The organism is Pseudomonas sp. SMN5 (assembly GCF_052041925.1).
In the GTDB taxonomy this organism is placed as follows: Bacteria; Pseudomonadota; Gammaproteobacteria; order Pseudomonadales; family Pseudomonadaceae; genus Aquipseudomonas.
In genome coordinates this window covers 44328-64380 of the sequence record NZ_JBKGGX010000024.1, presented here as the reverse complement: position 1 = coordinate 64380, position 20053 = coordinate 44328, and the positions used below count along the sequence as shown (strand labels likewise).

The 20053-nt window shown below is 64.1% G+C and carries 17 protein-coding genes; 4 read left to right on the top strand and 13 right to left on the bottom strand.

Features of this window, described 5'->3' with window-relative positions; translation table 11 throughout:
* Position 1: 1 nt before the first annotated feature.
* From ACLEJR_RS21670 to ACLEJR_RS21660, 3 genes are all read right to left on the bottom strand, one after another.
* Positions 2 to 3775, bottom strand: coding sequence for a nitrate reductase subunit alpha (locus tag ACLEJR_RS21670; RefSeq protein WP_440816384.1), 3774 nt, complete (start codon positions 3773 to 3775; stop codon positions 2 to 4).
* A 69-nt stretch (positions 3776 to 3844) separates the two neighbouring features.
* Positions 3845 to 5242, bottom strand: a complete 1398-nt coding sequence (locus ACLEJR_RS21665) for a NarK family nitrate/nitrite MFS transporter (RefSeq protein ID WP_440793141.1) — start codon at positions 5240 to 5242, stop codon at positions 3845 to 3847.
* Positions 5220 to 6521 (bottom strand): MFS transporter, encoded by a 1302-nt coding sequence (locus ACLEJR_RS21660; RefSeq protein WP_440816381.1) that lies wholly within the window; start codon positions 6519 to 6521, stop codon positions 5220 to 5222. Before ACLEJR_RS21660 ends, ACLEJR_RS21665 begins: the two co-directional genes overlap by 23 nt.
* 307 nt (positions 6522 to 6828) lie before the next feature.
* Here ACLEJR_RS21660 and ACLEJR_RS21655 point away from each other — a divergent pair, with 307 nt between their 5' ends.
* The 3 genes from ACLEJR_RS21655 to ACLEJR_RS21645 all read left to right on the top strand — a co-directional run bounded on the left by ACLEJR_RS21655 (position 6829) and on the right by ACLEJR_RS21645 (position 10079).
* A complete protein-coding gene (locus ACLEJR_RS21655) occupies positions 6829 to 8628 on the top strand; it encodes a HAMP domain-containing protein (protein WP_440793145.1) in 1800 nt (599 codons plus the stop codon).
* Positions 8625 to 9272: a two-component system response regulator NarL gene (narL, locus tag ACLEJR_RS21650; protein ID WP_440793148.1), complete on the top strand. Its 648-nt coding sequence runs from the start codon at positions 8625 to 8627 to the stop codon at positions 9270 to 9272. The genes ACLEJR_RS21655 and narL overlap by 4 nt, the downstream gene beginning before the upstream one ends.
* 129 nt (positions 9273 to 9401) lie before the next feature.
* On the top strand, positions 9402 to 10079 hold the full coding sequence (locus ACLEJR_RS21645; RefSeq protein ID WP_440816378.1) for a Crp/Fnr family transcriptional regulator: 678 nt from the start codon (positions 9402 to 9404) through the stop codon (positions 10077 to 10079).
* Positions 10080 to 10235: 156 nt separating this feature from the next.
* On the opposite strand, the gene ACLEJR_RS21640 is transcribed toward ACLEJR_RS21645, so the two are convergent.
* From ACLEJR_RS21640 to norR, 8 genes are all read right to left on the bottom strand, one after another.
* Entirely contained in the window at positions 10236 to 10613 is a 378-nt protein-coding gene (locus tag ACLEJR_RS21640; RefSeq protein WP_440793152.1) for a putative zinc-binding protein, read from the bottom strand.
* 1 nt (position 10614) lies between these two features.
* Entirely contained in the window at positions 10615 to 11088 is a 474-nt protein-coding gene (gene ubiT / locus ACLEJR_RS21635; RefSeq protein WP_440793154.1) for a ubiquinone anaerobic biosynthesis accessory factor UbiT, read from the bottom strand.
* On the bottom strand, positions 11082 to 11972 hold the full coding sequence (locus ACLEJR_RS21630; protein ID WP_440816375.1) for a U32 family peptidase: 891 nt from the start codon (positions 11970 to 11972) through the stop codon (positions 11082 to 11084). The genes ubiT and ACLEJR_RS21630 overlap by 7 nt, the downstream gene beginning before the upstream one ends.
* A gap of 10 nt (positions 11973 to 11982) precedes the next feature.
* Positions 11983 to 12978: a ubiquinone anaerobic biosynthesis protein UbiU gene (ubiU, locus tag ACLEJR_RS21625; RefSeq protein WP_440793158.1), complete on the bottom strand. Its 996-nt coding sequence runs from the start codon at positions 12976 to 12978 to the stop codon at positions 11983 to 11985.
* 80 nt (positions 12979 to 13058) lie between these two features.
* The gene (locus ACLEJR_RS21620) at positions 13059 to 14294 is read right to left on the bottom strand and encodes a molybdopterin molybdotransferase MoeA (RefSeq protein WP_440816372.1); all 1236 of its coding nucleotides are present in this window, start codon (positions 14292 to 14294) and stop codon (positions 13059 to 13061) included.
* Positions 14291 to 14845, bottom strand: coding sequence for a molybdenum cofactor biosynthesis protein B (gene moaB / locus ACLEJR_RS21615; protein ID WP_440793162.1), 555 nt, complete (start codon positions 14843 to 14845; stop codon positions 14291 to 14293). Before moaB ends, ACLEJR_RS21620 begins: the two co-directional genes overlap by 4 nt.
* Before the next feature lie 88 nt (positions 14846 to 14933).
* Positions 14934 to 15581: a pyridoxamine 5'-phosphate oxidase gene (pdxH, locus tag ACLEJR_RS21610; RefSeq protein ID WP_440793164.1), complete on the bottom strand. Its 648-nt coding sequence runs from the start codon at positions 15579 to 15581 to the stop codon at positions 14934 to 14936.
* Between the two features lie 196 nt (positions 15582 to 15777).
* Positions 15778 to 17304: a nitric oxide reductase transcriptional regulator NorR gene (gene norR / locus ACLEJR_RS21605; RefSeq protein ID WP_440816369.1), complete on the bottom strand. Its 1527-nt coding sequence runs from the start codon at positions 17302 to 17304 to the stop codon at positions 15778 to 15780.
* Between the two features lie 159 nt (positions 17305 to 17463).
* Between norR and ytfE the strand changes: the two genes are divergently transcribed.
* Positions 17464 to 18138, top strand: coding sequence for an iron-sulfur cluster repair protein YtfE (gene ytfE, locus ACLEJR_RS21600; RefSeq protein ID WP_440793168.1), 675 nt, complete (start codon positions 17464 to 17466; stop codon positions 18136 to 18138).
* Positions 18139 to 18268: 130 nt separating this feature from the next.
* Here ytfE and ACLEJR_RS21595 read toward each other — a convergent pair whose 3' ends face one another.
* Together ACLEJR_RS21595 and ACLEJR_RS21590 are read right to left on the bottom strand one after the other, a co-directional pair.
* A complete protein-coding gene (locus ACLEJR_RS21595) occupies positions 18269 to 18712 on the bottom strand; it encodes a hypothetical protein (RefSeq protein ID WP_440816366.1) in 444 nt (147 codons plus the stop codon).
* A 25-nt stretch (positions 18713 to 18737) separates the two neighbouring features.
* Positions 18738 to 19928 carry an NnrS family protein gene (locus tag ACLEJR_RS21590; protein WP_440816363.1) on the bottom strand — a complete coding sequence of 397 codons (1191 nt, stop codon included), beginning with the start codon at positions 19926 to 19928 and terminating at the stop codon, positions 18738 to 18740.
* Positions 19929 to 20053 lie beyond the last annotated feature (125 nt).

Here is a 20053-nt window from a genome sequence, read left to right as displayed (position 1 = left end):
CTCAGTTCTCCTCGATATCGGTCGGCAGTGGACGCGGCAGATCATCGCCACTGGAACCGTCGAGCCAGTCGACCTTGGCCATTTTGCGCACCACGACGAACTCGTCGCGGTTGCACCCGACCGTGCCGTAATAGTTGAAACCGTAGGCCTGCTGGGCGTAGCCGCCGATCATGTGGGTCGGCTTGAGCACCACGCGGGTGACCGAGTTGTGGTGGCCGCCGCGGGTCTTGGTGGTCTCCGCGCCGGGTACGTTCACGATCCGTTCCTGGGCGTGATACATCATCACCATGCCTTCCTTGACCCGCTGGCTGACCACGGCACGGGCGGTCAACGCGCCGTTGGCGTTGAAGCACTCGACCCAGTCGTTGTCCTCGATGCCGGCGCGCCGGGCGTCGATTTCCGAGAGCCAGATGATCGGTCCGCCGCGGCTCAGGGTGAGCATCAGCAGGTTGTCGGTGTAGGTGCTGTGGATACCCCATTTCTGGTGCGGAGTGATCCAGTTCAGAACGATCTCAGTGTGGCCATTGGTGCGCTTGCCCTTGACCACTTCGATGGTCCGGGTGTTGACCGGCGGTCGATAGCTCATCAACTGCTCGCCGAACGCCTGCATCCACGGGTGATCCTGGTAAAACTGTTGGCGACCGGTGATGGTGCGCCATGGGATCGACTCATGGACGTTGGTGTAGCCGGCGTTGTAGCTCACGTGATCGTCTTCCAGGCCGGACCAGGTCGGGCTGGAAATGATCTTGCGCGGCTGGGCCTGGATGTCGCGGAAGCGAATCGCTTCGTGCTCCTTGGACACCGCCAGGTGGCTGTGGTCGATTCCGGTGAACTCCGACAGTGCCGCCCAGGCCTTGACCGCCACGTGACCGTTGGTTTCCGGCGCCAGGGACAGGATCACTTCGGCGGCGTCGATGGCGCTGTCGATCTTCGGCCGGCCCTGGCTGATGCCTGAATCGACTTCGCGGTGGTTCAGCTCACCCAGGAATTTCACCTCAACGTCGGTGTTCCAGTTGATGCCCTTGCCGCCGTTGCCGAGTTTTTCCAGCAGCGGGCCCAGTGAGGTGAACTGCTTGTAGATGTTCGGGTAGTCGCGCTCCACCACTTGCAGGTTCGGTGCGTTCTTGCCCGGTTGCGGCACCTCGCCGGCGGTTTTCCAGTCGGTCCCGCCAAATGGCTGGGCCAGTTCGCCGACGCTGTCATGCATCAAGGGTACGGTGACCAGGTCTTTCTCGACACCCAGGTGCCCGACCGCCATGGCCGAAAACGCCTTGGCGATGCCCTTGTAGATTTCCCAGTCCGAACGCGACTCCCAGGCCGGGTCGATGGCTGCCGACAACGGGTGAATGAACGGGTGCATGTCCGAGGTGTTCATGTCGTCCTTTTCGTACCAGGTGGCGGTCGGCAGGACGATGTCGGAGTACACGCAGGTCGAGGACATGCGGAAATCCAGGGTGGTCACCAGGTCGAGCTTGCCGATGGCGCCTTCGTCCACCCACTCGGCCTCGGTGGGCTTGCAGTGACCGACCTTGCCGATGTCCTCGTTCATCACACCGTTCTTGGTGCCCAGCAGGTACTTGAGCATGTACTCGTGGCCCTTGCCCGAGGAGCCCAGCAGGTTGGAGCGCCAGATGAACATGTTGCGCGGGAAGTTCACCGGGTTGTCCGGTTGCTCGCAGGCAAAACGCAGGGAACCGTCCTGCAGCGACTTGACCACGTAGTCTTTCGGGTCCAGGCCTGCGGCGGCGGCATCCCGGCAGATGTGCAGCGGGTTGGTGTTGAGTTGTGGCGCACTGGGCAACCAGCCGGCCCGCTCGGCGCGGATGTTGTAGTCCAGGGCGTGTTCGGGGAACTGCGACTTGTCGGCCAGCGGCGAGAGCACGTCGTGCATGTTCATCTTCTCGTGGCGCCACTGGGAGCTGTGGCCATAGAAGAAGCTGGTGCCGTTCATTTGCCGTGGCGGACGGTTCCAGTCCAGGCCGAAGGCCAGGGGCAGCCAGCCGCACTGCGGACGGAGTTTTTCCTGGCCGACGTAGTGCGCCCAGCCACCGCCGGTCTGGCCGATGCAACCGCAAAGCATGAGCATGTTGATCAGCCCGCGGTAGTTCATGTCCATGTGGTACCAGTGGTTCATCGCCGCACCGACGATGATCATCGAGCGTCCACGGGTTTTGTCGGCGTTGTCGGCGAACTCGCGGGCGATCTGGATCGCCTTCTCACGGCTCACGCCGGTGATCTGCTCCTGCCAGGCCGGGGTGCCGGGCACCGAGGCGTCGTCGTAGTCCTTGGCGACGTTGGCGCCGCCCAGGCCACGGTCGATGGCCAGGTTGGCCGCCGACAGGTCGAACACCGTCGCGACTTTCGCGACGCTGCCGTCGGCCAGCACCACACTGTGCACCGGCACCCGGCGGAACTGCACCGCGTCGCCCGCCACGTGCTGGAAGTGTTCTTGGGACTCGCCGGCAAAGTACGGGAACGCCACCTCGGCCACGTCGCCGCCGATCAGGCTGAGCTTGAGGTCGATCTCACGGCCCTCGCCGCCTTCACGCGGCAGGATGTTCCACTTGCCCTTCTCGCCCCAGCGATAGCCGATGGAACCTTGGGGCGAAACCAGTTGGCCGTCGGCATCCAGGGCAATGGTTTTCCATTCCGGATTGTTGTCCTGGCCGAGGTTGTCGGTCAGGTCGCTGGCCCGCAGGAAGCGGTCCGGTTGGTAGCCTGATCCGGGCGCCGCGCCGAGCATCGGCTTGAGCACCACCAGCACCGGCAGGTCGGTGTAGCGCTTGGCGTAGTCGGTGAAGTAAGCGCTGGGCTTGTCCAGGTGGAATTCTTTGAAGATCACATGGTTGAAGGCCTGGGCCAGCGCCGCGTCGGTGCCCTGCTTGGGGTTGAGCCACAGGTCGGTGAGCTTGGCGACCTCCGAATAGTCCGGGGTGATCGCCACGGTCTTGGTGCCCTTGTAGCGTACTTCGGTGAAGAAGTGCGCATCGGGGGTCCGGGTCTGGGGGACGTTGGAACCCCAGGCGATGATGTAGTTGGAGTTGTACCAGTCGGCCGATTCCGGCACGTCGGTCTGCTCGCCCCAGACCATCGGCGAGGCCGGTGGCAGGTCGCAGTACCAGTCATAGAAGCTCAGGCACGCGCCGCCGATCAGCGACAGGTAACGGGCGCCGGCGGCGTAGCTGACCATCGACATGGCCGGGATCGGCGAGAAGCCCACCACCCGGTCAGGACCGTGCTGCTTGACGGTGTAGACGTTCGCCGCCGCAATGATCTCGTTGACTTCTTCCCAGTTCGAACGGATGAACCCGCCCATGCCGCGCTTGCTCTTGTACGAGTCGGCCTTGGCCTTGTTCTCGACGATGCTGGCCCAGGCCTCCACCGGCGGCAGGGTCTGGCGCGCCTGGCGCCACAGCTTGAGCAACGGTTTGCGCACCTTCGGGTACTTGAGCCGGTTGGCGCTGTAGATGTACCAGCTGTAGCTGGCGCCCCGAGGGCAACCGCGGGGCTCGTGGTTGGGCAGGTCGTTACGGGTACGCGGGTAATCGGTCTGCTGGGTTTCCCAAGTGATAAGACCGTTCTTGACATAGATTTTCCACGAGCACGACCCGGTGCAGTTCACGCCGTGGGTGGAGCGCACGATCTTGTCGTACTGCCAGCGGGAACGGTAGACGTTCTCCCAGTCCCGGGACTCCTTGCGGGTCTCGCCATGCCCCTCGGAAAACTCGCCTTGCTTGCGGTTGAAGAACCGCAGTTGATCCAGTAAATGACTCACAGTGTCTTTCCTCTCAGGCTTGCTCCGCGGGGTCTTCGCCCCGCCCACGCAACAGGTAAAAAGTTCGTCTCAGCAGGGGGTCGCCGCGCCTTTGCGGGCGTACCACCACCAGGTCACCAGGATGCAACTCAGGTAAAAGCCGACGAACATGTAGAAGGCCATCTCCGGGCCGCCGGTCAGGGCCATCGAAGTGCCGAACGATTTGGGAATGAAGAACGCACCGAAGGCGCCCATGGCCGAGCTGAAACCCAGCACCGCCGCCGACTCCTTGCCGGCGTTCTTGAGCGCCTGCTCGCGCTGCTCGGGCTTTTTGCCCAGGGCGGCTTTTTCATGCAGGGTGCGGAAGATCACCGGGATCATGCGGAACGTGGAGCCGTTGCCCACACCGGTGGTGATGAACAGCAGCATGAACATGCCCAGGAAGCCGTAGAAGCTGCCACCCTGCCCGCCCTGCGGCAGGAAATGCATGACCCCGAACACCATCGCGATCATCAGCACGAAGTTCCACAAGGTGACCTTGGCGCCGCCGAGCTTGTCCGCCAGCCAGCCACCCAACGGCCGGACCAGCGCGCCCACCAGCGGGCCGAGGAAAGCGAATTTCAGCGCGATGACTTCCGGGAACGCGGTTTTAATCAACAACGGAAACGCCGCGGAGAAACCGATGAACGAGCCGAAAGTCGCCAGGTACAGCCAGCACATCAGCCAGTTGTGCTTGCGCTTGAAGATCACCGCCTGCTCGCTGAACGAAGCGCGGGCGCTGGACAGGTCGTTCATGCCGAACCAGGCGATCAGGGTCACGGCCAGGATGAACGGCACCCAGATGAAACCGGCGTTCTGCAACCACAGCGAGCTGCCGTCGGCGAGCACTTGCGGCTGGCCGCCCATGAAGCCGAACACGCCGAAGGAAATCACCAGCGGCACACAGAACTGCATCACCGACACGCCCAGGTTACCCAGCCCGGCGTTCAGCCCCAGGGCGGTGCCTTGTTGCGACTTGGGATAGAAGAAACTGATGTTGGACATGCTCGACGCGAAGTTGCCGCCACCGAAACCGCACAGCAGGGCGATCAGTACGAACACACTGTACGGCGTGCCCGGATCCTGCACCGCGAAGCCCATCCACAGCGCAGGGATCAGCAGCGACGCGGTGCTCAACGCGGTCCAGCGGCGGCCGCCGAAAATCGGCACCATGAATGAATAGAACACCCGCAAGGTGGCCCCCGACAGCCCTGGCAGCGCCGCCAGCCAGAACAGCTGGTCGGTGCTGAAGCTGAAACCGATGGCGTTCAGGCGCACGATCACCGTGCTCCAGACCATCCATACCGCGAAGGCCAGCAACAGCGCCGGGATCGAGATCCACAGATTGCGCCGTGCGGTCTGCTTGCCGCTGCGTCCCCAGAACGCTGGGTCTTCCGGGCGCCAGTCGTGAATCACCGGGCCTTTGTCAGGCGTTTGTAGAACGGACATGTTCTTCTCCTTGGGCAATGCTGGAAAACGGGGCCTGGCTGGCGGGCGGTTGCTTGCCCAGCAGCGGGCGCTGGCGGATTTCGCTGACGTACATCCAGATCAGCGAGACCCAGACCACGCCGTACAGCAACATGAAGCAGGACGAGCGCACGCCGGTGAGGTCCACCAGCGCGCCAAACATGATCGGCAGCACGAACCCGCCCAGGCCGCCGGCCAGACCGACAATGCCGGACACCGCGCCCATGTTTTTCGGGTAGTCGTTGGCGATGTACTTGAAGACCGAGGCCTTGCCGAACGCGAAGGCAATGCCCATCACGAACAGCAGCACGGTGAACAGCGTGGCGTTGAGACCGATGTGGAAATCGACGATGCCGTTGACGGTCTGCACCTGCAGTTGGGTTTGCGGATAGGACAGCAGGAACAGGCAGATCCAGCTGACCCACAGCACCCACCAGGTGACGCTCTGGGCGCCCCAGCGGTCCGACATCCAGCCGCCGACGGCCCGCAGCACGCCGCCAGGCAGCGAGAAACAGGCCGCCAGCAGTGCCGCGCTTTGCAGGCTGAAGCCGTATTCCTGCACGTAGTATTTGGTCATCCACAGGGCCAGGGCCACGTAGCCACCGAACACGATCGAGTAGTACTGGCAGTAGCGCCACACGGCCGGCTCTTTCAACGCCTTGAGCTGTTCGCGCAAGCCGGCGCCACCGCTGCTGCGGTGTTCCTTCTTCTCGGCGGTGAGGAACCAGAACAGCAGCGCGGTGATGAACAGGATGGCGCTGAATACCTTCGGCACCAGGTGCCAGCTGCCGAGGGCAATCAACGCCGGGGCGAGGAATTTGGTGACCGCCGAACCTGCGTTGCCGGCGCCGAACACGCCCATTGCAAAGCCCTGGTTCTGTTTGTCGAACCACTTGGCGACATAGGCAATGCCGACCGAGAACGAACCGCCGGCCAACCCGACGAACAGGCCCAGTACCAGGAACTGCCAGAACGCGGTCGCCAAGGTGATCAGGTACAGGGGCAGCACGCAGGCGAGCATCAGCAGGAAGAACACGATCCGCCCGCCGAAGCGGTCGGTCAGAAGCCCCAGGGGCAGACGCACCAAGGATCCGGTCAGCACTGGCGTAGCGGCCAACAGGCCGAACTGGGTCTCATTGAGGGCGAGCAATTGCTTGATCGGCACGCCCAGCACGGCAAACATCATCCAGACCATGAAGCACACGGTGAAGGCCAGGGTACTCATCCCCAGTACCAGCCCTTGTTGCACTTGCGCTCGCATCACGACGCACCCCAGTCAGTTCGATGGGCGCAGACTAGTGATGCCTACCCCGCAGAAACTTGACCTGGGTCAACGAGCCCCTGGGGGGCCGTGGCCTATGCTTGGCCCGCCTACCTCCAAGGTGGTAGACCGGAACATTGATAAAACCCTTTGTTTATCAAGGTCCTGAACAGGTTGGCCGAGGCTTTCAGGGAAACGGAGCGGCCGACAACTCTTTAGAGGTAGTGCACCCAGGATCGGCTGCAACACCCCAGTTCCAGGCGCGATCCATGTCCAGGTATCCGATTTTCTTGCAGAGCCAGCCGCGATGATGCGCTGGCTGCGCAGCTCCCTGCCCGCTCGCGCCGGGCTGGCGGTGATCCTCATCGCCGTCCTGGCTCTCGCCAGTTCCTTGAGCGCCGGCCTGATCGCCTGGTTCAGCCAGGGCGACGCCGCGGCCATCAACACCGCCGGCTCCGTGCGCATGGAGACCTATCACCTGAGCTGGAAGCTGGCGGCGGGCGACAGCACCGAGATCCCGGCGATCACCGCCAGCCTGCAACAACGCCTCGACAGCCCTTCCCTGCGCGCCGTGCTGGAAGACGGGCCGACCACCTCCTTGCGCCAGAGCTACCTGAACCTCGTGCAACGCTGGAACCAGACCCTGCGCCCGGCCATCGAGCGCGGCGACGGGGCGTTCTTTCAGGCCAGTGCCAGTTCCTTCGTCGAACAACTGGACCAGTTCGTCAACCTGCTGCAACGCCAGAGCGAGCACAAACAGGGCTGGCAACAGGCGATCCAGGGCATGGCGCTGTTCAGCACCATGATCATTCTGTTGATCGGCCTGTATGAATTGCAGTACGCAGTGGTCTCGCCCTTGCAGGAGCTGGTGGACGCAACCCAGCGCTTCCGGCGTGGCGAGTTCCAGGTACGGGTCAATCATCAGTCCGAGGATGAACTGGGCCAGTTGGCGACCAGCTTCAACACCATGGCCGAGACCATCGAGCAATCCCACCGCACCCTGGAGGATCAGGTCCGGCAGAAGACCTTGCACCTGCAACAGGCCAACGCCGCCCTGGAACTGCTCTACCAGAGCAGCCGCAGCCTGGCGACACGCCAGGCGAATGCCGAGGGCCTGGATGAATTGATCGCACGCTTCCAGCAACGGTTGCCGGGCCTGCGTTTGTCGCTGTGCCTGCAAGGGCAACTGCAAGCACCCGCGCGGCAGCTGCTGGCCTTGCATGGCGCCAACAGCCGCCAGGTGTGTGCCAGCAGCGACTGCGCCACCTGCGACAAACACCACGCCGCTCGTCCGCAGGCCTTCAGCATCAGCAACCAGGGCAACGAACTGGGTGAACTCAAGGCGCATTTTGTCGACGGGCATGCAGCGCAGCCCTGGGAAACCGAACTGATCCAGGCCCTGGCCAACCTGATCGGCACCTCGCTGTCCCTCAAGCGCCAGCGCGAACAGGACCATCGCCTGCTGTTGCTCGACGAGCGCACGATCATTGCCCGCGAGCTGCATGACTCCCTGGCCCAGGCCTTGTCGTACATGAAGCTGCAAGTGAGCCGCATGCAGACCCTGATGCGTCGGGGCGAACCGGTGCAGACCCTGGAAACCGTCACTGGCGAACTGCGTGAAGGGCTGAACAATGCCTACCGTCAACTGCGGGAATTGCTCACCACGTTCCGCTTGCAGATCCACGACGATGGCCTGGTGGAAGAACTCAAGGACACCGCCGAGGAGTTTTCCAACCGCGGGGATTTCCAGGTGCATCTGTTCATCGACAGCCTGGCCTTCGAACTCTCGGCCAGCGAACAGATTCACATCCTGCAGATCACCCGCGAGGCCCTGTCCAACTGCCTGCGCCACGCCCATGCCGAGAACGCCTGGCTGGAACTGCGCCAGGAAGGCGAAACCGTACGGCTGTCGATCGAAGACGACGGCCGGGGCTTTTGCGGCGAGGTGGACCAGCGCGAGCATCATGGCTTGAACATCATGAACGAACGGGCCCGCAGCTTGCGCGGGCAACTGCAGATTCTCTCCCGGACACCCCAGGGCACCCGTATCCAGGTGCAGTTCCAACCGGAATTCCTGGGCCAACACGCTGAAGGCATCGCCCTATGAACGCGCCCCTGCGCCATTCCCTCTTATTGGTCGACGACCACCCGATGATGCGTCGCGGAATCCGCCAGATGCTGGAGCTTGAAGACGACCTGCGGATCGTCGGTGAAGCCAGTCACGGCGAAGAAGCCCTGGCGCTGATCGAACCGCTCAAGCCCGACCTGGTGCTGCTGGACAACAACATGCCGCAGATGAACGGCATCGAGACCCTGCGCCGGCTGCGCGCCATGCATTACACCGGCAAGGTGCTGCTGTTCACTGTGTCCGATGCCGAGGACGACATTCGCGACGCCTTACGCCTGGATGCCAACGGCTACCTGCTCAAGGACATGGAACCCGAGTTGTTGATCCAGTACATCCGCGACGCCCTGGACGGCGCCCTGGTGATCAGCCCCGGCCTGACCCGCGCCATGGCCCAGGCCCTGCGCTCCCCGCCACGCCAGACCGAGGTGGAACTGACCGAACGCGAACGCCAGGTGCTCAAGGCCATCGCCAGCGGCTACAGCAACAAGGTCATCGGCCACAAGCTCGGCATTACCGAAGGCACGGTGAAGGTCCACGTGAAAAACCTGCTGCACAAACTCGGCCTGCGCTCCCGGGTCGAAGCCGCGGTATGGGCGATGGAGCATCTGCGCGGCGCGGGCTAGCCATCCGCTCTACGCTCCCACAGGGGTCTGGCGTTTAACAGACTGCCCATCCCTCTTCCGAGGTAAGCCTGCCGAGGCATAGGCCCGGGGGCGTCCTGGCCCTACCATGACGGCACGCGGAGGTACGCCATGCTGACCCACCCTTCCATCGTTTTACTGTTGCGTCGCCATCACCTGTTCAGCCAATTGCCGGAGCGGGTTTTCGAAGACGTCTGCAACCTCGCCGTGCTCAAGCGCGTGGATTGCAACAGCACCCTCATGCACCAGGGCGACCCGGCCAGGCGGTTCTTCTTGCTGGTCAGTGGCCAGATCAAACTGTTCCGGGTCACCGGCGAAGGCCAGGAAAACCTGGTGGAGATCATCCAGCCGGGACAGACGTTCGCCGAGGCGTTGCTGTTCAGCCAGGCCCGTTGCTACCCGGTCAGTGCGGCGGCAATCAAGGACAGCGTCTTGGTGAGCATCGAAGGCACTCACTATCGCAAGGCCCTGGAAGACCAGCCCCAGGTCTGCCTGGCAATTCTGGGAAGCATGAGTATCCACCTGCACCAACGCCTCAAGGACATCGACAACCTGACCCTGGCCAGCGCCAGCCGACGGGTCATCAATTTCCTGTTGCAGGAACGCGATCCCCGCGACGGCCAGGTGGTGCTGCAAGTGTCCAAGCGCCTGGTGGCCTCCAAGCTGGGGATTCAGCCGGAGACCTTCTCGCGGATCCTGCATCGGCTGGTGGACGGCGGGTTGATTGCCATGGAGCGGCGCAATATCCGGATTCTGGCTGAGGATCAGTTAATGGATTACCAACAGTAAACCGCGTCCCCCTGTGGCGAGGGAGCTTGCTCCCGCTGGGCTGCGCAGCAGCCCCCAACAAGCCCCCCCACATACCTGACGCACCGCAGTGACTGACCCAAGGGCCGCTTCGCAGCCCAGCGGGAGCAAGCTCCCTCGCCACAGGTGCTGTGCGCTTCAATCTGTCTCTGGCATCCCTTTCATCATCGGCACCAGATACTCGAACAACACATTCCCCTGCTCATCCGTGCAATCGACCCCGAAGCGCTTGCGCAAGCCCAACTGGCTCAGGATCACATGCACATCGGCCTTCAATGCGTGCTGCTGCAAACAGCCCTGCACGCATTGCAAGGGACAGCCGTCCAGCGCAATGATCCGCCGTCCCGAGCGTGCCTTGTTGACCAACGCCGCGACATGCCCGCCCACCCCGACAATGCAGGACATCTCGGCCAGGCCTGCCCGATCCAGGCGCAGGGCGACGGTATTGGCCAGCTGCGCGACGTTGGAGCAGCCGGAGCAGGAGTACACCAGGGGCAAATCATCGAGAGCGTTCATCTCATCCCACCGTTGCCAGGCCTTTTCCCGCCCGCTCCAGGTTGCGCCACAACCAGGGCGGCAACACGTCCGGATCGAGGCTGTCGATCAGGTTTTTCAGTGCCAACCCCAGTTCGGTATCCCCTTCGATCACCAGTCGCCGCCGGAAGAACAGCGTGTCCGGATCCTCCTGACGGCTGGCCAACAGCAGGAACTCGCGCCAATTGCCGCTGATGGTGACCTGGGCCTCGGCCCGTTCGGCGATGCGCAAGCCGTCGCGGGCCAGGGTCAGGTACCAGCACAACTTCAAGTCGAGCACCCGCAGGCACAACCAGCGCCCGCGCAGCACATCGAACCCGCCATCGCCCAGCGGTTCGGCCAGGCAGCGGTTGAGGGCCTGCTGCAACGCCAGGCGCTGCACCACGAACGGCACCTTGCCCACCAGCGGCAACAAGCGATCGGCGCTTTTGAGCAGCCATTTTTTCGGACTCAGCACAGGCCCGCCTCCTCTACCTTGAGCATGCCGGCATGGCCATGCCAGTAACCGTTGCAACCTTCGACATACAGCGGCGGCGCCTCGCCCTGACGGACTTTGTCGAACGCCGTGACCACCTCGGCCATGCCCTGGGCCCGCGGACTCAGGCGCAGTACATCCGCGCCGCAGGCGACCAATGCCGGGTAGTCGGCCAGCAGGTTGGTGATCTCGCCTGACATCGTCTGGATGCCGTTGAGGGTGAACAGTTGCTGGCCTTCCTGACTGCTTAACGCCAGGCCATCGGGGTAATTGATGCAGCAGAACTGGCAATCGTCCTTGGGCCGGTTTTCGGCCCGGGCGGTAAAGCAGCGCGCCGAGTAGGCCAAGGGCAGATGACCGTAGGCAAAGATCTCCACCTCGGGCACCTCGCGGCCCAGTTCGCGCACCTGCTCCAGCACATCGGCAATCAGCGCGGCGGAGCATTCCACCGGCGGCACCCAGCGCATCATGCCGCCGTCGAGCAACTGCCCGAGGGCATGCCCGTTGTACAGGTTCAGCGCCGGTCCGCCCACGAACGGCAGCTTGCGCTCGGCAAGAAACTGCACCGCGCCCATGTCGTTGGCTTCCACCAGCAACTGGCCGTTGTCACACAGCCGGCGCAAGGTCGACAGCTCCGAGGCGGCCTCGATCAGCGTCAGGCTCGACAACACGATCTGCGCCTGACTGCAGCCTTGCAGCTCGCGGCCCAGGCCCAACCATTGATCCAGCGAGAGTGCCCGGCGCTTGGAACACACGGTTTCTCCCAGGTAAATCACGTCCAGCGGCAATGCCGACATCTCGGCATAAAAATTCCCCAGTTGCGTCTTGTCCCAGTAAAACAGGACCGGTCCCAGGCTGAGTTTCATCGGACCTCCTTCATTGCCATGATCGATGGTAGGCACCCAGCGTGGTCTGGCTGCCTTCGGACAGCCCGGCCAGCGCCTGGCGCCATTCTTCGCGTACCCGGAACCGCTGTGGCGCGGCCTGGTGGGCATCCAGTGCAGCGCGCCAGACCCGGGTCACTTGCTCGACATAAGCCGGGCTGCGCTGGCGGCCTTCGATCTTCACCGCTTCGACACCGATAGCAACCAGCTCCGGCAGCAGGTCCAGGGTGTCGAGGCTGGTGGGTTCTTCCAGCGCGTGGAAACGCTTGCCGCCCACCAGGAAGCGGCCCTTGCACAGCGTCGGATAGCCGGCCGGCTCTTCGGGTGTGTAGCGGTCGATCAGCACCTCGCTCAGGCGTGCGCTCAAGCCTTGGGCGTCTTCGCTCCAGCGCACCGCCTTGGCTGGCGAGCAGACGCCGCAGAGGTTCGGCGATTCGCCTGTGATGTAGGAAGACAGGTGACAGCGGCCCTCGGCCATGATGCACAGGCTACCGAAACCGAAGACCTCGATCGGCACCGGGCTGGCCGCAGCCACCTGCCGCACCTGGGCCAGGGACAGCACCCGTGGCAGCACCGCACGGCGGATGTCGTAGCGCTGGGCATAAAAACCCAGGGCCGCGGCATGGGTCGCCGAGCCCTGGACCGACAGATGCAGCGCCAATCGGGGATGACGCTGGGTGGCGTAGCCGAGCACACCGGGGTCGGCGGCAATCAGCGCATCGACGCCGAAATCCGCAGCGCGGTCCACCGCTCGTTGCCAGCGCTCCCAGCCCTTGGGTTGCGGGTAGGTGTTGACCGCCACGTACAGCTTGCGTTGGTGCTGGCGAATATGCGCGACCGCTGCGTCAAACTGTTTGTCGTCCATGTTCAGCCCGGCGAAATGCCGGGCATTGGTGTCATCGCGAAAGCCGACATAGACGGCATCGGCGCCTTGGCGCACCGCCGCTTTGAGGGCAGGCAGGTTCCCTGCCGGGCAAACCAGTTGCATGGGGCATCCTCAGGAGAAAACACAAGCGCCGCCAGTCTAGCCAGCCCTCGGCGGGTGACCTTGACGGCAATCAATTGCGCTCAGTGCATCAGTGTGGCGAACGGCAGATACAGGACCCCGTCGTGCTTGTGCACCTGCGTCTCACGCTCCACCAGCGCCAGCCCGTCGGCCCAGCAGGCGGCGCTCAACATCGCCGAGCTTTGCTGGGGATGCAGCTCCGCGCACAAATGACCGCCGGCATCCTGGCTCAACCTGGCGCGCAAGTATTGCCGGCGCTTGTTGCGTTGCAGCCAGTCGAACCCGGCCGGCACCGGTAGTGGCACGGGCAGCACGTCGCCCATGCCTTGGGCGCGAAACAGGAATGGACGCACCACGATCAGCGCGGTGATCAGCGCCGCCGAAGGATTGCCCGGCAGGCCGATCCAGGGTTTGCCTTCCACGTCGCCGAAGGCCAACGGCTTGCCCGGCTGGATCGCCAGGCGCCAGAGGTCGATGCTGCCCAGGCCCTCGATGGCTTGCTTGAGATGGTCCTCCTCACCCACCGAAACGCCGCCGGAAGTCAGTAGTACGTCGCACTCGGCAGCGGCCAGGCTCAAGGCTTGCCGGCTGGCCAGCAATTGGTCGGGCATGACCCCGAAGTCGTGCACCTCCAAGCCCCAGCCGCGCAGTAATGCGGCGAGGCTATGGCGATTGCTGTTGTAGATCTGCCCCGGCGCCAGCGGCTCACCCGGTTCGCGCAGCTCATCGCCGCTACTGAGCAGACCCACCCGCAGCGGGCGGTAGACCTCTACCCGGCCGATCCCGGCGCCGGCCAGCAACCCGAGCTCCTGGCCGCGCAGGCGCGTGCCGGCCCGAAGAAGCCGTTCGCCTCGGCGCAGTTCTTCGCCCTCCTTGCGCACGTGTTCGCCGCAGTCAAGTGCCGGCAACCAGACCCGCTCGCCCTCGACCCGGCAGCTCTCCTGAGGCACCACCGTGTCCGCCCCCGGCGGCAGCGGCGCACCGGTGAAGATCCGCACCGCCTGCCCTGCGCCCAGCGGCTCGCCGGGGCCGTCACCGGCGGCGATCCGTCCGACCACCGTCAGGCATCCACCATCGGTCGGCACATCGGCGGCTCGCAAGGCGTACCCGTCCATGGCGCTGTTGTCCCAGGCCGGCAGGTTCATCGGACAGAAAATGTCTTGGCTCAACACCCGGGCCAATGCTTGATCCAGGGTGAGCTGCTGCACCGCCGGGGGCGGCGGCGCCTGATCCAGCAGATGCCGGATCGCCTCATCCACCGGCACCAGCGCGCCGCTGTCGCACACCCGCCCGCTCATGAGCGCGTCTCGCAGGCCGCAGGGGCTACACCGTCCTGAGGCTTGAGGTGCGGGGTGAAATTGCATGGGCCGGTGCGACTGTCCAACTGCCCGACGAGGATCTGCTCCCAACCGGTCCGGCAAGCACCCGGCGAACCCGGCAGGCAACACACCAGCACACCGTTGCTCATCCCGGCCAATGCTCGCGACTGCAGGCTGGACATGCCTATTTCCGCCAGCGACACCTGGCGGAACAATTCGCCAAAACCGTCCACCTGTTTGTCCAGCAGCGGCAGCACCGCCTGGGGCGTGTTATCCCGTGGGGTAAAACCGGTGCCGCCGGTCATCAGCACCACTTGCACGGCGGGGTCGGCAATCCATTGGGAGACCTGGGCGCGGATCTGGTAGATATCGTCCTTCACCAGGGCCCGGCTGATCAGTACATGCCCGGCCGTTTGCAGCAGATCAGCGAGGGTCTGCCCGGAGGTGTCGGTGTCGAAGGTGCGGGTATCGCTGATGGTCAGTACCGCAATGTTCAGGGGTTGGAAAAGGCGTTGCGTCAGATGGGCCATGATCAGCCGTCCTGTCAGAAAAGATGGCCCAGCCTGAACCGCATTCCCTGCCGGGCCTATTCCTCCTTCGAGGTACCTCCCCCGGCGCTCAAGGCGCCAGGCGGCTGCGCTGCCATGCTGCGTCGCGCAGGCGATAGTCGAGACGGTCATGCAGCCGGTCGGCACGGCCCTGCCAGAACTCCAGGCGCTCAGGCCGCAGGCAATAACCGCCCCAATGCTCGGGGCGCCGCAGCGGTTGCCCGGCAAACCGCTGTCGGGCCTGGGCCAGCAAGGCTTCGAGCGCTGCCCGGTCCTTTAGCCCATGACTTTGCGGCGAGGCCCAGGCACCGATGCGACTGGCCAGGGGCCTGGATTCGAAATAGGCATCCGACAACGTCGGATCCAACCTCTGGACCGTTCCTTCGACACGCACCTGCCGCTCCAGCCCTGGCCAGAAAAACGTCATGGCCGCCCAGGGATTGGCCGCCAGGTCCTGCCCCTTGGCGCTGTCGTAATTGCCGAAGAACACGAAGCCGTCGTGGTCGAACCCCTTGAGCAACAGCACCCGACAATGGGGCCGGCCCGCGGCGTCCACGGTCGCCAGGTGCATGCTGTTGGCTTCTATCGGCGGGCTTTCGGTGTCGCGGGCCTGTTGCATCCAGCGCTCGAACAGAACCAGCGGATCGTCCGGCGCCTGGGCTTCGTTGAGGCCGTCGAGGGTGTACTGGCGACGCATGTTGGCCAGGGACAGCGGCATAGCAGTATCTCCACAGGGGGTTCGGCCCAGTGTGGAGTGTGGGATGAGGGGTGGCCTTGATCGTTGTCAATGCGGGGTTGTCGATGGGCTGTGCCGACACCATCGCGAGCAGGCTCGCTCCCACAAGGGATCTGCGGCGCTCACGATACCTGTGGGAGCGAGCTTGCTCGCGATGAAGCCGACTCGATTCAAAGCCCTACTTAAGCCCCAACCGCCGCGCCAGTTTATGCAGATTGCTCGGATCCACCTCCAACAACCGCGCCGCCCCCGCCCAGTTCCGAGCGCAGCGCTCCAGGGCCTTGAAGATCGCCTGGCGCTGGCAATTGTCGACCGTTTCACTCAAGGACCGGACTGGCTCGTCAACGATCTCCATGGACGACTCGGGCACCGCGTGCGCCGGGGATGCAGCGACATCCAGATCCAGCACTTGCGGCTCCAGGGTCATGATCAGGCTGCGACTGGCGCCGCGGCTCAGTTGCTTGAGCGCCGCGCGGCTGATCACATGCTCCAGCTCGCGCACGTTGCCCGGCCAGCTGTAGTCCAGCAGCGCCTGCTCGGCAGCCGGTGACAGGCGCAACCCGCGCAAGCCCAGGCGGGTACGGTTCAGTTCGAGGAAGTGCCCGGCCAGCATCAGCACATCGTGACCACGCTCGCGCAGCGGTGGGATCGGCACCGGATAGACCGACAGCCGGTGATACAGATCGGCACGGAACAGCCCGTCGCGAATACTGTCCGGCAGGTGCCGGTTGGTGGCGGCGATGATTCGCACATCGACGTGCAGCGGCTTGTCTGCGCCCAGGCGCTGGATCTCGCCGTTCTGCAAGGTGCGCAGCAGCTTGGCCTGCACGCTCAACGGCAGCTCGCCCACCTCATCGAGAAACAGCGTGCCGCCATTGGCCGCGTCGAAACGCCCGGCGCGGTCGGTGGTCGCCCCGGAAAACGCGCCTTTGACGTGACCGAACAATTCGCTCTCGGCCAAGGACTCCGGCAACGCCGCGCAATTGACCTGGACCAGCGGCTTGCGGCAGCGCCGGGACAAACGATGCAAGCGCCGGGCGAACAACTCCTTGCCCACTCCGGTTTCCCCCAGTAACAGGACCGGTAACTCGGAGTCGGCCAGTACATCCAATTCGTTGAGCAACTGCTGCAAGCCTTCGCTGCGACCGAGGATCTCGCCCTCCTCGCTCGGCAGGCGCAGGTCTGGCGCATCGCTGCGCGAGGCGCGCAGGCTACGGTTTTCCTGCTCCAGCCGGGTCACCCGCACTGCTGCCTCGATCTGCAACGTGCAGCGCTTGAGTTCTTCACGGGCACGGCTGTCGAACGTACCGGCGTGCAAGGCGTCCAGGGTAATCGCGCCCCAGAGCCGGCCTTCCACGTACAGACTCACGCCCATGCAGTCGTGCACCGGCAGCGGCTCGCCGACATGAGGGTCGAGCAAGCCGTCATAAGGATCCGGCAAACGGCTGTCGGGCTCGAACCAGGTCGGCTCGCGGGACGCCATGATCGCCGCCAGACGCGGATGCTGGGCAATCACGAAGCGCCGGCCCAGTGCCTCGTGAACCAGCCCGACGGTCGCCACGGGCCGCAGGCTGTCTTCGTCCAGGCGCAACAGGCCCACGGCACCGCTATTGAAGTATTCGCGCAGGGTCTGCACCAGGCGCTGCAATCGCACCGCATTGGGCAGCTCGACAATCAGGTCGGCGGCCAGGCTTTCACGCAGCATGGTAGTGGTTACCCTCCGGGGTACGTTTGACCCCTCTGCCACAGGGTGACAATCACCCCGCGAAAAAATTACCAGCGATTAATCAACAACTTACAGATGGCATGGCGACTGCAACGCCTGGGTATCCGTCCCTCCCGGGATCCAACCCAAGGAAACACGATGAGCCTCGACTTGCTGGACCAAAGCCTCGGCCAACTGGCCTGCGACATCCCCGGTGCGACCCGTACCTTCCATCATTACAACCTCGACTTCTGTTGCGGCGGGCAAAAATCCCTGCGCGAAGCGGCCCTCGGCAAAGGCCTCAATCCACTGCTGATCGCCGACGCCCTCAGCACTCTGCAAGCCGCCGGCGAGCCGGGACACGACTGGCGCGACGAGCCCCAGGCACTGCTGATCGCTCATATCCTGGAGCGTTACCACGCCCGGCACCGCGAGCAACTGCCGGAGCTGATCCGTCTGGCCCGCCGCGTCGAGCAAGTGCACGGCGCACGGGCCAGTTGCCCGAACGGCCTGGCCGACCACCTGGAAGACATGTACCAGGAACTCGAAGGCCACATGCTCAAGGAGGAGCAGGTGCTGTTCCCGATGCTCCAACACGGCCTGGGCGAACGCGCCTCGGCGCCGATCCAGGTCCTGCGCTATGAACACGACCAGCACGGTGAAGCCCTGGAAACCCTGCTCGCCCTGACCGACCACATCACCCCACCCGCCGACGCGTGCAACACCTGGCGCGCCTTGTACCGCGGGCTGGTGGAGTTTCGTGACGACCTGATGCAGCACATTCATCTGGAAAACAATGTGTTGTTCGTCAATGCGATGAGGCCTGATCGCTGATCATCAAACACCACAATTCCCCTTGTGGGAGCGAGCCTGCTCGCGATAGCGGAGGATCAGCCAGCATCGGTGGTGACTGGCATACCGCTATCGCGAGCAGGCTCGCTCCCACAGGTTCAGTGGTGTTTGTTCACACTTGGAATTGCCAATAGAACATCCCCTTCGCCAACAGCACAATCAGCAGCATATGCCCGAGAATGCTGCGCCGTATCCAGCTGGCTCGTCCCGGGCTCAGGCGGCCTTTGCGCAGCCAGTGCGCCAGCCATAAATAGTGTCCGATGATGCTCAACGCCAGCAGGATCTTCAGGCTCAGCAGCAGGCCGAAACTGCTATCGAGCGGTTGGCTCAAGGCGCCACGATGCTGCCAGGCCAGGCCAATGCCGGCGCCGTACAACAACAGCACGACGCCGTGCAGCACCTGCCGCGAGCGCTTGCCGATGGCCTGGTCGGCAGCGTCCCTGGCCTCTACGGCCAGTGGCCTGCGGGCGGTATGCCAGATAAAGACTTCGAAAAACAGCGTGCCGATGAAGGCAATCGCCGCCAACAAGTGGGTGACCAGCAAGAGCCCATACATTATCGATTACCTGCGCTCAGTCGTTTCATCCCGGATGCCCATCCACCCGAGCCTGCAACAGCATCGGCCCGTACCGCCAGGCATAGAGCCCGAACGCCAGCGTCCAGCACACCCCCGCCAGCCATAGTCCGGCCAACGAGAACACCAGCACCAGCAGCACGCGACTCAAGCACGCCAGGTTCAACAGGATAAACGCCAACGTCATACCTGCTGGCGGCTCCAGGGGACGTCCGGTATGACCCAGGCTGACACGGGCAATCATCGCCAGGATCAGCCCGGCCATGGCGCCGATGGTCAGGCTGTGGACCGCCAGGCTCGGGTTCACCGGCACGCCGAAATGCCATAGCGCCATGCCCAGGCAGGCCAGTGCCAGCCAGGCGTAGGCCAGGTGCAGCGACCACAGCAGCGGCACTCGCCATAGGTCCCGATCATGCCAACGCACCAGGCGAATCCCGTGGCCCACCGCCAGTGCAGCGAACAGCAGGCCGCAAGCGATATGGGGCGTCAGCGCCACGCCGAACGCATACAACAGCGCCACCAGCGCCGATCCCAGCAATAACAGGCGATCGAGCCACGGCCAGGCCGCGACGCCTTGCACCCGGCCAAGACCGCGCTGGGTGAAGAACGGGATCACCCGCCCACCGATCAACCCCATCATCGCCGCCACCAGCCATAGGCCGGTGAGCACGCTTTGCCGCTCGATGCCCTCGTTACGCTGCACCAGGCCATAGACCGACAAGCCGTCGGCCGCGGCCAACAGTAGCAATACCAGGACGATCGGGTAATTGCGCTTCTGCCGCACGCGCCACAAGGTCAAGCCCATCAGCGCCGCCACAGCCAGGGCAAAACCCAGCTCCAGCAATGCCAACAATGGCCAGGGCGCATCAATCAGCCAGGCCAGCCGAGCCCCCAGCCATAGCACCGTCAGCGCTGCCAGCCGCTTGCCGCTGAGGCCTGGGGTCCCGGTCCAGGTCTGCACCGCCGTCAGCAGGAACCCTGCGATGATTGCCAGGCCAAACCCGAACAACAGCTCATGACGGTGCCAGGCCAGCCAGCCACCGGCCGGCTGCCACCCGGACAACCGTCCGCTGAACGCCGCCAGCCACAGCGGGACGGCCAACAGCGCCAACACGCAGCCGGCCAGGAAGAACGGCCGGAACGCGAGGCGCCACAGCGGCAAAATGGCCATGGCCTTGCGACGGTCGAGCACTTGCATACTTCACTCCTTAACCTCATCGAGTCGCGGGGCCACTGACGAGGGTCAACGAACAGGGTTCGAATGATCGGCTATCGATGCCCGAGGGAGCTTGTCTCAGATCAAGCTCGCTTGCGGATGATCGA